17 protein-coding genes are annotated in these 15,028 nt (G+C 37.0%); 3 read left to right on the top strand and 14 right to left on the bottom strand.

Going from position 1 to position 15,028, the window contains the following annotated elements:
• Nucleotides 1-35: 35 nt before the first annotated feature.
• Complete coding sequence (locus tag AC1DG9_RS15530; RefSeq protein WP_337717195.1) at nucleotides 36-1,025, bottom strand: nucleoside hydrolase; 990 nt, start codon at nucleotides 1,023-1,025, stop codon at nucleotides 36-38.
• Between the two features lie 171 nt (nucleotides 1,026-1,196).
• Here AC1DG9_RS15530 and AC1DG9_RS15525 point away from each other — a divergent pair, with 171 nt between their 5' ends.
• Nucleotides 1,197-1,496 (top strand): FtsB family cell division protein, encoded by a 300-nt coding sequence (locus AC1DG9_RS15525; RefSeq protein ID WP_172661464.1) that lies wholly within the window; start codon nucleotides 1,197-1,199, stop codon nucleotides 1,494-1,496.
• Here AC1DG9_RS15525 and AC1DG9_RS15520 read toward each other — a convergent pair.
• Genes AC1DG9_RS15520 through AC1DG9_RS15510 form a run of 3 tightly spaced genes read right to left on the bottom strand, consistent with a single transcriptional unit; the run spans nucleotide 1,493 to nucleotide 3,894 of the window.
• Nucleotides 1,493-2,104: a trimeric intracellular cation channel family protein gene (locus AC1DG9_RS15520; protein ID WP_337717197.1), complete on the bottom strand. Its 612-nt coding sequence runs from the start codon at nucleotides 2,102-2,104 to the stop codon at nucleotides 1,493-1,495. The genes AC1DG9_RS15525 and AC1DG9_RS15520 overlap by 4 nt on opposite strands.
• 9 nt (nucleotides 2,105-2,113) lie before the next feature.
• On the bottom strand, nucleotides 2,114-3,190 hold the full coding sequence (locus AC1DG9_RS15515; RefSeq protein WP_477634852.1) for a hypothetical protein: 1,077 nt from the start codon (nucleotides 3,188-3,190) through the stop codon (nucleotides 2,114-2,116).
• 2 nt (nucleotides 3,191-3,192) lie between these two features.
• Complete coding sequence (locus AC1DG9_RS15510; RefSeq protein WP_477634851.1) at nucleotides 3,193-3,894, bottom strand: hypothetical protein; 702 nt, start codon at nucleotides 3,892-3,894, stop codon at nucleotides 3,193-3,195.
• 83 nt (nucleotides 3,895-3,977) lie between these two features.
• On the opposite strand from AC1DG9_RS15510, the gene AC1DG9_RS15505 reads away from it, so the two are divergent.
• The gene (locus AC1DG9_RS15505; protein ID WP_337717200.1) at nucleotides 3,978-4,712 is read left to right on the top strand and encodes a L,D-transpeptidase family protein; all 735 of its coding nucleotides are present in this window, start codon (nucleotides 3,978-3,980) and stop codon (nucleotides 4,710-4,712) included.
• A 53-nt stretch (nucleotides 4,713-4,765) separates the two neighbouring features.
• On the opposite strand, the gene fabG is transcribed toward AC1DG9_RS15505, so the two are convergent.
• From fabG to AC1DG9_RS15455, 10 genes are all read right to left on the bottom strand, one after another.
• Nucleotides 4,766-5,509: a 3-oxoacyl-[acyl-carrier-protein] reductase gene (gene fabG / locus AC1DG9_RS15500; RefSeq protein ID WP_172661468.1), complete on the bottom strand. Its 744-nt coding sequence runs from the start codon at nucleotides 5,507-5,509 to the stop codon at nucleotides 4,766-4,768.
• 53 nt (nucleotides 5,510-5,562) lie between these two features.
• Entirely contained in the window at nucleotides 5,563-6,627 is a 1,065-nt protein-coding gene (locus AC1DG9_RS15495; RefSeq protein ID WP_172661469.1) for an agmatine deiminase family protein, read from the bottom strand.
• A 9-nt stretch (nucleotides 6,628-6,636) separates the two neighbouring features.
• Nucleotides 6,637-7,512, bottom strand: coding sequence for a carbon-nitrogen hydrolase (locus AC1DG9_RS15490; protein ID WP_337717202.1), 876 nt, complete (start codon nucleotides 7,510-7,512; stop codon nucleotides 6,637-6,639).
• Between the two features lie 74 nt (nucleotides 7,513-7,586).
• Nucleotides 7,587-7,850, bottom strand: a complete 264-nt coding sequence (locus AC1DG9_RS15485) for a cysteine-rich CWC family protein (RefSeq protein ID WP_246269603.1) — start codon at nucleotides 7,848-7,850, stop codon at nucleotides 7,587-7,589.
• Nucleotides 7,851-8,082: 232 nt separating this feature from the next.
• A complete protein-coding gene (locus tag AC1DG9_RS15480; protein WP_172661471.1) occupies nucleotides 8,083-10,461 on the bottom strand; it encodes a ribonucleoside-diphosphate reductase subunit alpha in 2,379 nt (792 codons plus the stop codon).
• 106 nt (nucleotides 10,462-10,567) lie between these two features.
• On the bottom strand, nucleotides 10,568-11,542 hold the full coding sequence (locus tag AC1DG9_RS15475) for a ribonucleoside-diphosphate reductase small subunit (protein ID WP_068893168.1): 975 nt from the start codon (nucleotides 11,540-11,542) through the stop codon (nucleotides 10,568-10,570).
• Nucleotides 11,543-11,922: 380 nt separating this feature from the next.
• Nucleotides 11,923-12,357, bottom strand: coding sequence for a septal ring lytic transglycosylase RlpA family protein (locus AC1DG9_RS15470; protein ID WP_246269606.1), 435 nt, complete (start codon nucleotides 12,355-12,357; stop codon nucleotides 11,923-11,925).
• A 109-nt stretch (nucleotides 12,358-12,466) separates the two neighbouring features.
• The gene (locus AC1DG9_RS15465; protein WP_288882952.1) at nucleotides 12,467-12,946 is read right to left on the bottom strand and encodes a methionine-R-sulfoxide reductase; all 480 of its coding nucleotides are present in this window, start codon (nucleotides 12,944-12,946) and stop codon (nucleotides 12,467-12,469) included.
• 136 nt (nucleotides 12,947-13,082) lie between these two features.
• Nucleotides 13,083-13,955 carry a succinate--CoA ligase subunit alpha gene (gene sucD / locus AC1DG9_RS15460; RefSeq protein ID WP_048907383.1) on the bottom strand — a complete coding sequence of 291 codons (873 nt, stop codon included), beginning with the start codon at nucleotides 13,953-13,955 and terminating at the stop codon, nucleotides 13,083-13,085.
• Between the two features lie 67 nt (nucleotides 13,956-14,022).
• On the bottom strand, nucleotides 14,023-14,595 hold the full coding sequence (locus AC1DG9_RS15455) for a TMEM175 family protein (RefSeq protein WP_288882948.1): 573 nt from the start codon (nucleotides 14,593-14,595) through the stop codon (nucleotides 14,023-14,025).
• A 95-nt stretch (nucleotides 14,596-14,690) separates the two neighbouring features.
• Here AC1DG9_RS15455 and AC1DG9_RS15450 point away from each other — a divergent pair.
• Nucleotides 14,691-15,028: hypothetical protein (locus AC1DG9_RS15450; protein WP_477634850.1), on the top strand; the 338-nt coding region annotated here is incomplete at its 3' end.

The raw sequence follows: 15,028 nt of genomic DNA, 5'->3' as shown, positions 1-15,028 counted from the left end.
CCATTACCCAGAAGTATTGGGGTTGTTTGTTAATATCAATTACCAGGCTCATACAACATTAAATTTTCAATTATTGTAGAAATCTTTTCATAAGGATATTTATGAGCTAGAAAATAATGTCCGGCATTAATATCCGCATCCCATCGATTAGATCCATCTTTATATACGATAAACTTCCCTGGACCGTTTACATAAAAATATTTTTCTGGATTTCTGACTGCACATAAAACTGCTGTTTGATCCCAAGATGGCCTATTGCTTAGTAGATTTTTATCATAAGTTGCTAAGTTATATTGATATGCCCATGCGGCAGGATTTTTACTAATATTTTGCTTTGCCACTTTTCCACCTGTAAGTATCTTATCTCCAATTTCAAAACCACTCAGCAATATCGGTTTCGGCCATCTACTAAAAGCTTCATAAGCCGCTTCCTTATGTTCATTTACATTAAATTCAACCCCATTTGGTATAATTCCAGCCATCGCGACCCAATTTTTCACTTTCTTTTTAACAAGGTCCATTCCCGAAAGGTTGGAAAATTTATCGGGCTTTGAGTTGAGAAGCTCTGCTATATTAGAGGTAAAGCCAACTGTAACTATCGTTACGCTATTGTCTTCCTGCCTGGCCAATACTTTTCGATAAACTTCTAAAGCATTGGGATATTCAGTGGGCTTTTTCTTAAGAAAATGTAAAACCAGCGAATCATTCCAATTATTATGGGCTATGAAGCCCGGGGCTTTTGCAGATGCTATGCCTATCGGAATATTGGGTTTGCCAAAATATTGATTAAAAATTTCTATAGTCGGTGCAACAGAAGCATGGCTATCACTGGATACTGTAGCAAGTATCTCACATTCGCCTTTAGCAGCCAATGCGTGCAAAACTGTTATTGCGCCTACATCATCAAAATCTGGCCCCATATCTGTGTCGAAGATGATCCTAGGTTTTCTATCCGCTTTCCCGTGTTCAACGATAAAGCCACAAAAAATGCAAAACACCAATAACGAGCAGAGAATTACTTTCATACATATATTAATTAACCTCCATACAATATCTGATCTTTTATCTAATACCTTACTATTGAAACACATAAATTACGACCAGCTAAAACCAACATGTTAATAAGTGGATAATACCCATTTGAATAAAAGGCAAAGGTTTTAAATCTTCGGGTGTTATTTTATATATTTGTCCATATGAATCGTTTTCTAGAACTTTTACGTAACAAATACTTCCTGAGCGTAGCTGCATTCGTTGTATGGATGTTATTTTTCGATAAAAACGATGTAATAGCACAATACGAATACAGATCGCAAGTAAGCAAGCTTCAGGAGGAAAAGGATTTTTATGTAAAGGAAATTGCTAAGGTCAAGAAAGATCTTAACGAATTAAATACAGATCTAAATACAGCAGAGAAATTTGCCCGCGAAAAGTACTTTATGAAAAAAGATAATGAAGACGTTTTTGTGATCATCAATGAAGCCCCAAAAGACTAATAGCCGAATTTAGGCAACGTAACTTTATATCTTACCACTACTATTCTTATTGTAAAAATAAACGCAATTACGGTAACCTTTGCCAGGTCTTCTTTCAAGTTAAAATATAGAAGAGTAAAATATAATATTCCTCCCATAATGCAGGCGGTGGCATAAACTTCTTTTCTGAATATTACAGGGATGGTATTTAATAGCGTATCTCTTATTATACCTCCAAAGCATCCTGTAATGGTACCTAGGGCGATACAAATACCCGGACTTAAACCAAAAATAATTCCTTTCTGAATACCCAGCATTGTAAAAAGACCAAGCCCTAAAGAATCGAACAAAAAAAGAGTTACTTTAAATTTCTTGATATGTGTTTTAAAAAAGACCGTAGCAATTGAGGTCAGCAAGATCAACAAGCAATAATTTACATCCCTCATCCATGCAACAGGAGTATCCCCTAGCAACAAATCGCGCACGGTTCCTCCACCAATAGATGTTACAAAAGCGATGATAAGTACCCCGAAAGGATCTAATCTTCTTTGCATGGCTGCAAAAGAGCCAGATATCGCAAAAGAGATAGTCCCCAAGATCTCAATGGCATCCATGGTATTTATTTGCATACTTTGCGCTTAAATTTCTCCGTTYCTTTTTCTTAAAAACCACTCCAGGGTTAGCAACATAACTATCAATGCAAACACCCACTTAAAGTTAATCAATTCCTCATATTTACGGTCTTCGTAACTCAGGGTTTTTACCTGTTCATTGGCTTCAATATCTTTTAAAATCTGCGATAAGTTCTGCGGCATATACATCTTACCGCCCGTTTGCATAGCCATTGTATTAAGCAGCTGATGATTTGCGATAGTTAGCTGATATTCTGCAACAAGTGTATTTACATAAAAAACTCCTTGCGCAGTGTGTTTTTTACCCCCAAGGTTAGTTGTGGCTGTATAAGTATAATTTCCTGCAGGCAACATCCCTGCATCAAGCTGATAGGCTGTTTCTGTTCTGGAGAATAGAAAATTATAGACCTTCCCCTCTTCATTCTTTATTTGAATACTCACATCCGGTGTATTTACCGAAACATAACTATCATTATAAAGACCTGCATTAATCGGCACATTTTCATTTTCATCAAAAGTGTTCTTGGCAGTGTAAACTTTAAACTTACGCCTATCATCCTTTGCAGAAACATATTGGACAGCATTTGAAATTAAAGTATTAAAAGCATTTGACTTCTGATCATTTTGAGCCTCTCCCAACCTCCAACGCCATATGCCTTCTCCTATTAAATAACCTGCTTTTTTCCCCTCGGCGTTCATAAAAAACAATTGTGGCGATTCAGTCTTGATCTTGCCTATTCGCTGTTTTAAAGCCACTAATGCCGTTCCGTTTATTCTTACCTCCCCAAAAGGAGCTTGAAGAGGATCAAATCCTTCAATTTGTTTATCGAATGTCGCGCTCATTTCAAAGGCAGTAAATCCAGTATTAGCAACAGCAAAAGCCTCTTGCAAAGTATTATTGCTTCCATTAAAATTTACAGCACTTTGCATCTTATTAAACGCGTACAAATTACTTTGAGCGCCCAAGATGTACCACAACGGCACATTACTTTGCTGAACCTTATTAATAAATGTACCCCCGTCATTTTGAAGAGCCGGAAACTGGTACAGAATAATTAAACTATAGTCCTTTGGATTAATCACACTCAGATCGTAACCCTCGACATTTCACCCTTACTTTCAAAGGCTTGTACCTGAACCTCAAGCGTAAATTCATTATCAAGATAAACCAGGCTGTTGTGATTTACGTTCGAAATCATTAAATCCTTTTTCGGAATCGTATCCCCCAATGCAATGGTATAAACCGGAGCTTTAAGTTTGTTTAAATCATAAAGTGGGCTTCCCCCGCGATTAAAAATACCATCTGAGGCCAAAATAACTGACCCCACATTCCGATTTAATAATTCATCGTTTAACTGATTGATGAACTTCGAAGCGTTACTTACCTGCCCCTTATTTTTGAAATCATAGCCGGATTTCACGCTGTCACTGAAATTATAGACTTTAACTTCATACTTTTCCGACAGCTTATCGGCTAAGGCCTGCATGTCCTTCTCATACTGTTGCTTATTAAAGCCATTAGGTTCAATAGCTCCAACCGACAGTGAATTATCCTGCCCAATAACAATAACAGGTTTTTCGAGATTATACGAGACGCTTCTTACCAAAGGAAAGAATAGCAATGCAGTTATTACCGTTACTGCAACGGTGCGTATAACGAACAATCCATAACGCAGCCGTTTATCTAAATGTTCCGTTTTACGGTACAATAACCAGGCGAAAAGAATACCTGCAAGCAAGCATCCCAGTAAAGCCAATAAAATGTATAAGCTAAAAGAATCGTTCATACGTATTTGGGTAAAGATGCTAAATTTTAAAATGCTCGCACAATTTTATATAAGTTTGTTCATAGTAAAACTAACGCCTTACAATGAAAAGCTATTTTTACATTATTCTTCTAATGATTATGTCTACATCCTTACTGGCCCAATCTAATTTCAAAGCACAGCAATTAACATTTGAGCGCGTGAAACAAGCCTATGGTGAGAAGTGGAATAGCCTGCAAAAAGAGCTTAAAAAAGATCAAATAACCGGAAAGTTCAGTTTATATATAGCCGCTTATAAAGCTGAAAGAAAGTTAGAGATTTGGTTAAAAGAGAATAACCAAAAACAATACAAGTTGTTCAAAGTATACCCCTTTTGTCAGCACTCAGGTGTTCTGGGTCCTAAATTAAAGGAGGGAGATCTGCAAATCCCCGAGGGGTTCTATTACATCACCGCGTTTAATCCTCTAAGCAATTTCCACTTGTCTTTAGGAATAAATTACCCTAACAGTATTGATTTGCTAAGAAGTGCGAATGAAAAACCGGGCAGCGACATTTACATTCATGGAAAATGTGAAACTGTTGGATGTATTCCTATAACAGACGACAAGATAAAAGAGGTTTATGTGCTAGCCACTGAGGCACGAAATGGAGGACAAAATCAAATCCCGGTTCACATCTATCCGTTTAAAATAACTGATACTAATCTCAATAAATACCTGGCACAATTTCCACAACACAAAGCTTTCTGGATAAACCTTCAGCAAGGGTATAATTATTTTGAAAAATACAGGCGAGTGCCACAGGTGATAGAGCTTACTAATGCCTATCAATTTAAATAAAAAGGGGTGCCAGAAATCAATTCCGACACCCCTTGTAGATTTTTATTTTAAGCTTACAGCATTCCGCCGCAAACTGACAATACCTGTCCGGTAACATAAGAACTCATATCAGATGCAAGAAATACGCATGCATTCGCTACATCTTCAGTCTCACCTGCTCTTTTCAAAGGAATACCTTCTTCCCAACCCTGTACTACTTTAGGATCTAACACGTCTGTCATTTCAGTACGGATAAAGCCAGGAGCAATAACATTGGTGCGGATATTACGTGACCCTAATTCCTTAGCCAGCGATTTAGAGAATCCAATTATACCTGCTTTAGACGCAGCATAATTAGCTTGCCCGGCATTTCCTTGAACACCTACTACAGAACTCATGTTAATGATAGATCCCTTGCGTGCTTTCATCATCACCTTAGAAGCCGCCTTAGACACATTAAATACAGATTTCAAGTTTACATTAATTACTTCATCCCAGTTCTCCTCACTCATTCGCATCAATAAACCATCTTTCGTTATACCTGCATTATTTACTACAATGTCTAATGCACCAAAATCAGCTACAATATCATTGATCAGCTTCTCTGCTTCATCAAATTTAGAAGCATCAGAGCGATATCCTTTTACCTTTGTACCAAAACTTTGCAACTCTTGTTCTAAAGCCTCACCCTTTTCTACTGATGATAAATAAGTAAAAGCCACATTAGCTCCATGCTCTGCAAACTTTTCCGCTATTTTGCGGCCAATTCCTTTAGATGCACCTGTAACAAGTGCTGTTTTTCCTTCTAATAACTTCATCTGTATTTCTTGTTTGGTTATATTCAATTAATTATATCAATTATAAAAAGCGATTAGATTGCCGGTTCTTGTTGACTAAGGCAATGAAAACTTCCTAATCCCCAAATAATATCTGTAGAGTCAATTCCTACAACTTTTCTATCCGGAAAAACGCCTCGTATAATTTCTAAAGCTTTTTCATCATTCACATCTCTAAAAGTGGGCACAATTACCGCAGCATTTGCAATATAAAAATTTGCATATGATGCAGGTAACCTGGTATCCTCGTGTATTACCGGCGAAGGCATTGGCAATTTCACAATATTCAAAGGTTTCCCGTTTAATAATCGTAAAGTCTTTAATGTCTCCAGGTTCTCCTGTAACAGCAGATAATTTTCATCCAGAGGATTACTTTCCACAACTGTTAAAACGGTGTCCTCGTTAACAAAACGGGTAATGTCGTCAATATGGCCATCTGTATCATCCCCAACTATTCCATCTCCTAACCACAACACCTGTTCAGCGCCATAAAATTCTTTTAGGTACTCTTCAATCTGCTCCTTATTTAAATGAGGATTTCTGTTTTCATTTAATAAACAAGCCGTTGTTGTAAGTATTGTTCCTGCCCCATTAAATTCAACAGATCCGCCCTCCATCACAATATCAGGATGATAAACAGATAAATTAAAATGTTCAGCTATTTTGGTTGGGATTACGTCATCAAGATCATACGGAGGATATTTGCCCCCCCACGCATTATATCCCCAATCCACAATTGCTTTTTTCCCGGTTGGCTTATTTAATAAAAAAGCCGGTCCATGATCTCTGCACCAGGCATCATTGCTTGGATTAAAATAAAACTCTATCTGAGTTAAATCAGCCCCCACCTTTTCCAATTCAGAAATAGCAAAAGCTTTAGTCTCCTCATTGTTAATATTAATCCTAACTTTTTCACCTGTTGCCACGATTTTAATAAACTGGCAATAAGGTTCATATATAGTTTCAATCTTACCTGGCCATGATTCTTCCTTATGGGGCCAACTTAACCATGTTGCATCATGTTTTTCCCATTCAGCAGGAAAGCTAAAGCCTAATTTTTTCGGACTGCTGTTAAATATTACTTCGTTAAATGATGACATTTTTAAATCTTAATCTTCGTCAATAAATCTTTTAGTAATTGGCTGATAAGAATCTATTCTACGATCTCTTAAGAAGGGCCAATGTTTACGAAAGAAATCAGACTCAGATAAATCTATTTCTACTACTTTAGTTTCTTCATTATCATGTGAACCCAAATAAAGCAATTTACCCTGAGCATTTGTTGCAAAACTTCCACCCCAGAACTTCATGGCTCCATCTTGTTCAAGTCCAACACGGTTTACACTCACCACAGGTACTCCATTGGCAACAGCGTGAGAACGCTGAATAGTCTGCCATGCATTATATTGATCCTTATTTGTTTCCTCATCCTGATCTGTAGCCCAACCTATAGCTGTTGGATAAAACATAATCTCTGCACCCATCAAAGCAGTAATACGTGACGCTTCAGGATACCACTGATCCCAGCAGATTAAGATACCGATTTTAGCAAATTTGGTTTGAAAAACCTTATAACCTAAATCACCCGGAGTGAAGTAAAACTTCTCATAAAAAGCAGGATCATCAGGAATATGCATTTTACGGTACTTGCCAAGATAAGTTCCATCAGCATCTAAAACAGCTGTTGTATTGTGATACAGGCCCGCTGTACGCTTCTCGAATAAAGAAGCAATAATCACTACGCCCAATTCTTTAGCAATGACTTGTAAAGCATCTGTGGAAGGACCGGGAATAGCCTCAGCCAAGTTGAAGTTGTCATAATCTTCAACATCACAAAAGTAAAGGGAAGTAAAAAGTTCTTGCAAACACACAATTTGTGCACCTTTTGCTGCTGCTTCCCTGATTTTTAAAATTGCTTTATCTAAATTTTCTTGTTTATTACTGGTACAGCTCATCTGCACCAATCCAACTTGTACTTTTGCCATTCTTTGTTAACAAATAATTTGACGCAAAGTTAGCCAAAAAAAATAAAAGATAGGAGGCTCAAAACCAGCTATACTTATGAAGCAACGGCATCCCTGTACTCCTGCTGAAGCTCAAAAAGACATTTAGCGCATAAACAACCATCGTGTAATTCGCTAATGTACTGTACCTCATTTAAGTCCAGCTGTACAACACTACACTGGCATTTAGTGTACGAGTTAGCTTTACACTCTATTGGTGTACCACAACGTTCGCAGGGTATGATTTCGTGTTTAGCCATTAACCACAAAGATACAAGATCAGAAACTAATGGCTCCTGATTGCCTGTTAAAAATGACAAATAGAATATTAAACATAAACCTCGTTGCAAATTATATTAAGAATGAAAAAAGAATTTTGTTAGACAATAGTCTAACCAAGTCTAAGAAGAGTCTGACTTGAGTCTGAGGTGAGTCTTATCTGTTTGCATCTCCAACTAGATTCCTACATGGTTAAATTCAGGATGAGGAAGCACAAAAAAAGAGCAGGTATTTGGTACCTGCTCTTTAAATATATTAATTATTAAATTATTATTAACCTGAACAGCTGATGCATCCTTCTTCCATTGAACAAACCGGTCCTTCAACAATCTCTTCGGCACTTTGTTCAATATGCTCAGGAATTACAGGCTCCATGTTTTTACCTGCCTGGTTCTCTACTGTAAATTTAACAGCTTGAGAGGCTGCTTGAGTACGTAGATAATACATACCAGTTTTCAATCCTTTTTTCCAAGCATAGAAATGCATTGAAGTTAATTTAGAAGTATTTGGTGCATTAATGAATAAGTTTAGAGATTGAGACTGGCAAATGTAAGCACCTCTGTCGGCAGCCATATCAATAATGCTACGCATTTTTATTTCCCAAACTGTTTTGTACAATTCTTTAATATAGTCAGGAATCTCAGCAATCTCCTGAATAGAACCGTTAGCTAAAATAATTCTGTCTTTCATAGCTGGGGTCCATAAACCTAAAGCTACAAGGTCTTTTAATAAGTGTTTATTAACAACAATAAACTCACCGCTCAATACCCTTCTGGTATAGATATTAGAAGTATATGGTTCAAAACACTCATTGTTACCCAAAATCTGCGAAGTAGAAGCTGTAGGCATTGGCGCAACCAGCAATGAATTGTAAACACCATCTTTAACCACTTTTTCGCGCAAAGTTTCCCAATCCCATCTTCCACTATCTGGTTTCACATTCCAAAGATCGAATTGGAATTTACCTTCAGATAAAGGAGATCCTTTAAATGTTTGGTAAGGGCCGTTTTTAACTGCAAGGTCATGAGAAGCAGTCATTGCAGCAAAATAAATTGTTTCAAAGATTTCTTTGTTCAATTCACGCGCACCTTCACTTTCAAAAGGCAAACGCATTAAAATAAACGCATCGGCTAAACCTTGTACACCTAAACCAATTGGTCTGTGGCGCATGTTTGAATTTCTAGCTTCTTCTACCGGATAATAGTTATAATCGATAATCTTGTTCAGGTTTAAAGTAGCCTGATAAGTAACATCATATAATTTTTGGTGATCAAATTCACCATTAATTACATATCTAGGTAGAGCTAAAGATGCAAGATTACAAACTGCAACTTCATCTTTAGATGTATACTCAATAATTTCAGTACAAAGGTTAGAGCTCTTAATTGTACCCAGATTTTGCTGATTAGATTTGCTATTCGCAGCATCTTTATATAACAAATAAGGTGTACCGGTTTCAATTTGCGAATCAAGGATAGCAAACCATAATTCCTGAGCTTTTATAGTTTTACGAGCTCTTCCTTCTTTTTCATAACGCTCATATAAAGCATCAAACTCTTCGCCAAAGCAATCAGCTAAGCCTGGTGCTTCATGCGGACAGAATAAGCTCCAATCGCCATTCTCTTCCACACGCCTCATGAACAAATCACAAACCCACAGTGCATAGAACAAATCACGCGCACGCAATTCTTCTTTACCGTGGTTTTTGCGCAAGTCTAAGAAGCTCAATACATCAGCATGCCAAGGCTCTAAATAAATTGCAAAAGCACCTTTACGCTTACCTCCACCTTGATCTACATAACGCGCGGTATCGTTAAATACCTTTAGCATTGGTACAATACCATTACTTGTTCCGTTAGTACCACCAATGTAAGATCCGGTAGCACGAATGTTATGGATACTTAAACCAATACCACCGGCACTTTGAGAGATCTTAGCTGTTTGTTTCAATGTATCATAAATACCTTCAATGCTATCATCCTGCATAGTTAACAAGAAGCACGACGACATTTGAGGTTTAGGAGTAGCAGCATTAAATAAGGTTGGCGTAGCATGAGTAAACCAACGCTCGCTCATCAGGTTATACGTAGCTATAGCACTTTCAATATCACCTTTATGGATCCCCACAGACACACGCATAAATAAATGCTGAGGACGTTCAACTATCTGTCCGTCTACCTTTAACAAGTAAGATTTCTCGAGTGTTTTGAACCCGAAATAATCAAACCCAAAATCTCTGTCATATATAATTGTGCTGTCAAGCGTGTCAGCATTTTCTTTAATTACTTCCCAAACATCATCAGCAATAAGAGAGGCTGATTTACCTGTTTTAGAGTCAATATAGTTATACAACATCTCCATCGTTTTAGAGAAAGATTTAGTTGTATTCTTATGAAGGTTAGATACAGCAATACGTGAAGCAAGCAAAGCATAATCCGGATGTTTGGTTGTCAAAGAGGCTGCGGTTTCAGCTGCAAGGTTATCCAATTCAGATGTTGTAACCCCATCATATAAACCTTCAATCACTTTCTTGGCTACATCTATCGGATCTACAAGTTCAGCGTTAAAACCATAGCATAACTTTTCAATACGGGCAGTTATTTTGTCAAACCTTACCGCTTCCTTGCGGCCATCTCTTTTTATTACAAACATATTTTTCAGGTATTTATGGTGCATATTGGGTTTGTGATGAGCAACCCCAGCATCGGCACCGAATTAATTATTTATTTATATTACTTATCGCCTAACCCGATAAGTTTTAAAAATCATCGTCTAAAGAGAAAGCCGCAGCTTTATCTTCTGTAGAGGTTAATACACCACTTTTCTGGTAATCACCAACTCTTTTTTCAAAGAAATTCGTTTTACCTTGTAGTGATATCATCTCCATAAAATCAAATGGGTTGGTTGCATTATAGATTTTAGTATAACCAAGCTCTTGCACCCATCTGTCTGCAACAAACTCAATGTACTGCGACATTAGCTTTGCATTCATTCCAATCAGTGCCACAGGTAAGGCATCTGTAATAAATTCTTTTTCTATTTCTACAGCATCCTTAATGATACCGTGAACTTGTTCTTCAGTAAGCTTATTCTTAAGCATACCATACAACAAACAAGCAAATTCGCAATGTGAACCCTCATCTCTGGAGATCAGCTCATTACTGAATGTTAAACCTGGCATTAACCCTCGTTTCTTTAACCAGAATATAGAGCAGAAACTTCCGCTAAAGAAAATACCCTCAACAGCTGCAAAAGCTACCAAACGTTCAGCAAAATTACCACCTTCTATCCAGCGTAATGCCCATTCCGCTTTTCTCTTAACACAGGGAACAGTCTCTATTGCGTGGAACAACCTATCCTTTTCATCAGGATCTTTTATATAAGTATCAATTAACAATGCATATGTTTCTGAGTGGATGTTTTCCATCATGATCTGGAACCCGTAAAAGCAACGTGCTTCAGGCAACTGAACTTCACTCATAAAATTTACTGCAAGGTTTTCGTTTACAATACCATCACTTGCAGAGAAGAAAGCCAAAATATGAGAAATAAAATGTCTCTCCCCGTCATTTAGGTTATCCCAATGTTTCTGGTCATCAGAAAGATCAATTTCTTCTGCCGTCCAAAAACTAGCCTCACTCTTTTTATACATTTCCCAAATTGCCGGATATTTAATCGGTAAAAGAACAAAACGGTCTTTGTTTTCTTTTAATAATACTTCTTCTTCTTGCATAAGCCTTTGTTTAACGTAGTGAATGATTGAACTATGAAAAACCCTTAATAAACGCTAACAGTCGACAAAACCATACTTAATTTAAAGATTTGAAAAGACTTGAATTTCTCTGGCAACCTTAATCAACTAAATATTAAACCTTTAACTGAAAATCTACGTGTGATTTATTAAAGAATTTTACTTAAACAAATATAAAGTATGAGGCCTTTTTTGCAGAACAAAGTTGTTAACACGTTGTTAGATTTGGCTGTTTAAAAGATCAGATTTCAGTCATAATCAACCACCAAAAAAGCTAATTATTTCTTTTTAAGGGGATAGTAAAAACTTTTGAATGTTAATAATTTAAAAAAGCTGACTTTATATCCCCTAAAGTTTAAAAATTACTCGGTATCTGGCAGATAGCTAATTTCAAGTTTAGCAACCCCYTTTCCATAGAACCCAAGCTCTTTTGCCGCGCCTTCAGAAAGGTCTATTTTGAATTTTCTGGAATGCGGACCTCTGTCATTTATTTCGACGTCCACAGATCTGCCATTTATTGGATTAGTAACCGTTACTATTGTCCCAAATGGTAAGGACATGTGAGCGGCAGTCATTTTTTTACCCCGATACCTTACACCGCTTGTAGTTCTTCGTCCTTCAAACTTCTTTGCGTAATATGTAGCGTAAACGGTTTTAGAGATTAATTTAGAAGATAGATTGGATGACGATCTTGCTGTTGTTTCAGGGGCCGATTCTGATGTCGTTCCGTCTGAAATATCCTGGGAAAAACCCATAAAAGAAATCAGCATACCGCATAACAATAAACAATACTTCATATTTACTATAGTTGGTGAACGTGCAAACATAAGTAAACTAAACACTTATAAACAAGTAATGCCCGACAAGTTATCATCGGGCATTATACTTATGTCATTCCAAAAGATTTTATTTCTTATCGGGCACAAAACTCATAGAAATTGAGTTCACACAGTTACGAGTATTTTTAGATGTGAAGCCTTCTCCCAAAAATACATGACCTAAATGTGCTTTACAATTTGCGCATACAATTTCTGTACGCTGTCCGTCTGCATCAGGTATTCTTAACACTGCTCCTTTTATTTCATCATCAAAACTTGGCCATCCGCAATGCGATTCAAATTTTGATTCCGAGCGGTATAATGGTGCATTACATCGTCTGCAGATATAGGTTCCTTTTTCTTTGTTATTCAACAATGCTCCGGTTCCAGGATATTCAGTACCCTTCCGCACTATTACATCCTCTTCTTCTTTAGTTAATTTATTCCACTCCATATTATTGGTTGTTTTTTTGACTTCTTCTTTTTTGGGCTTTTGCGCACATGCTACAAAGCTAGTTATCACTAACAAGCCCGCTAGCATAAATGTTTTATTAATTAAAGCTTTCATTTGCATATTATTTAATACAAGGTACGAACTAAAGCCTCCAGCGGTTTCATAATTGAAGTAATAATAATGTCAGTTATAAAAAAAGCTCCGATGAATGATATCACCAGAGCCTTTGCATTATACAAGAAGATCTTTATTATTTCTTTAACAAGGCAGCCATAGCTTCCCCAATTTCAGCAGGACTTGCTACAACGTGAATACCGCATTCTGCCATAATTTTCATTTTTGCTGCAGCAGTATCATCTGCGCCGCCAACAATTGCACCCGCATGGCCCATTCTACGTCCGGCAGGAGCAGTTTGACCGGCAATAAAACCTACAACAGGTTTTGTGCCATTTTCTTTAATCCAACGCGCTGCTTCAGCTTCCATACCACCACCAATTTCACCAATCATGATGATACCTTCAGTTTCCGGATCGTTCATCAACAACTCAACTGCTTCTTTAGTAGTAGTACCAATGATAGGGTCACCACCAATACCAATAGCAGTAGTAATACCTAAACCTGCTTTTACTACCTGATCAACAGCTTCGTAAGTTAAAGTACCAGATTTAGAAACTACACCAACAGTACCTTTTTTAAAGATGAAACCCGGCATAATACCAATTTTAGCCTCATCAGCAGTGATAACACCTGGACAGTTAGGACCGATTAAACGGCAATCTCTGTCAGAAATATATTCTTTAACCTGAATCATATCCTTAGTAGGAATACCTTCAGTAATACAAACAATAACTTTAATACCTGCTTCGGCAGCTTCCATAATAGCATCTGCAGCAAACGCAGGGGGAACAAATATAATAGATACATTAGCACCGGCCTTATCAACCGCATCCTTTACAGTATTAAATACTGGTTTATCTAAATGAGTTTGGCCACCTTTACCTGGTGTAACACCGCCAACAACGTTCGTTCCGTACTCAATCATTTGAGAAGCATGATAAGTACCCTCATTTCCTGTAAAGCCTTGAACAATAACTTTTGAATCCTTATTTACTAAAACACTCATGTATCTTTATTTTTTTGTGCAAACTTAGATAAAATAGTTTTCAATTACAATTTTATCCGCCTCTCCGTTAAGCTATCTTTTTTTCCACTCTTCTTTCGGGTATAAACCAGATTATTGCAATAAAAACATAACATGCTATACCTACCCATGGGGTTATAAAACTGCCTCCAATTGCAACTACGTAAGCTAAGCAGGAAACAGTGTCTTTTATGGTTGTGCCAAATGTATTCGCAAACTCAGAATCTGGCCCATGTAACTTTTTCAATGCACTTTCCAGAATAAAATAAGCCATGGCTGCCATAAACATTACACAACCATACATTACCACTGGCCAGGTTTCATAATGATTCTCTCCCATCCACGCAGTAGCAAAGGGGAACAGTGAGAGCCAGAAAAGCAGATGCAGATTAGCCCACAACACCTTTCCATTAACCTTTTTAGCCAGCTGCATCATATGATGGTGGTTATTCCAATAGATACCAACGAAGATAAAACTGAGCACATAACTCATAAAAACAGGAATAAGTGGCGTCAGTGCCTGCAAAGAACTTCCATGGGGAACTTTCAGCTCCAAAACCATAATGGTGATAATAATAGCTAAAACGCCATCACTAAATGCTTCTAATCTGTTCTTATTCATAAATTAAAGATATATTAATTCAATATTTTTTCAAACTACGCCCAAATACTCATTTATTTGTAAGGCTAAGATCAACCTTATCGCAAAAAAACAATATGAAACCGCTTAAAATTTATTTTAAAATCCTACAAACAGGAAATGGGAAATATCTCAAAACTAAAAATGAGGTAAGCAACCTTATTGTAGATATTATTGACAGGAACCCGACTAAATCATCATCGGCGATAAGGGAAATAGCTATTGAGGACTTTAAAAATAATGATAAAGCTCAAAAAACACTATGTACAAGCGCACGTTTCTTTATTCAAAGCATTTCTGACATTGAAGTTGCCATTACTTTCTTACCACAGGAAAAATTAGCACAAGAACAATTTTACACCCAATGGAGATATGTTCAAAAATCTGAACCATATAGACTTGTACAGTACTTAGA

The sequence above is a fragment of the Pedobacter sp. 05L430 genome (genome assembly GCF_056397585.1).
The sequence above is the reverse complement of the archived record's forward strand: the minus strand, read 5'-3'. Positions and strand labels throughout refer to the sequence as shown.

Excerpts from the sequence above, each read along its gene's own strand:
- AC1DG9_RS15530 (WP_337717195.1), bottom strand. The coding sequence starts at position 1,025 with ATGAAAGTAATTCTCTGCTCGTTATTGGTGTTTTGCATTTTTTGTGGC.
- AC1DG9_RS15525 (WP_172661464.1), top strand. The coding sequence starts at position 1,197 with ATGAATCGTTTTCTAGAACTTTTACGTAACAAATACTTCCTGAGCGTA.
- AC1DG9_RS15520 (WP_337717197.1), bottom strand. The coding sequence starts at position 2,104 with ATGCAAATAAATACCATGGATGCCATTGAGATCTTGGGGACTATCTCT.
- AC1DG9_RS15510 (WP_477634851.1), bottom strand. The coding sequence starts at position 3,894 with ATGAACGATTCTTTTAGCTTATACATTTTATTGGCTTTACTGGGATGC.
- AC1DG9_RS15505 (WP_337717200.1), top strand. The coding sequence starts at position 3,978 with ATGAAAAGCTATTTTTACATTATTCTTCTAATGATTATGTCTACATCC.
- fabG (WP_172661468.1), bottom strand. The coding sequence starts at position 5,509 with ATGAAGTTATTAGAAGGAAAAACAGCACTTGTTACAGGTGCATCTAAA.
- AC1DG9_RS15495 (WP_172661469.1), bottom strand. The coding sequence starts at position 6,627 with ATGTCATCATTTAACGAAGTAATATTTAACAGCAGTCCGAAAAAATTA.
- AC1DG9_RS15490 (WP_337717202.1), bottom strand. The coding sequence starts at position 7,512 with ATGGCAAAAGTACAAGTTGGATTGGTGCAGATGAGCTGTACCAGTAAT.
- AC1DG9_RS15480 (WP_172661471.1), bottom strand. The coding sequence starts at position 10,461 with ATGTTTGTAATAAAAAGAGATGGCCGCAAGGAAGCGGTAAGGTTTGAC.
- AC1DG9_RS15475 (WP_068893168.1), bottom strand. The coding sequence starts at position 11,542 with ATGCAAGAAGAAGAAGTATTATTAAAAGAAAACAAAGACCGTTTTGTT.
- AC1DG9_RS15465 (WP_288882952.1), bottom strand. The coding sequence starts at position 12,946 with ATGAAAGCTTTAATTAATAAAACATTTATGCTAGCGGGCTTGTTAGTG.
- sucD (WP_048907383.1), bottom strand. The coding sequence starts at position 13,955 with ATGAGTGTTTTAGTAAATAAGGATTCAAAAGTTATTGTTCAAGGCTTT.
- AC1DG9_RS15455 (WP_288882948.1), bottom strand. The coding sequence starts at position 14,595 with ATGAATAAGAACAGATTAGAAGCATTTAGTGATGGCGTTTTAGCTATT.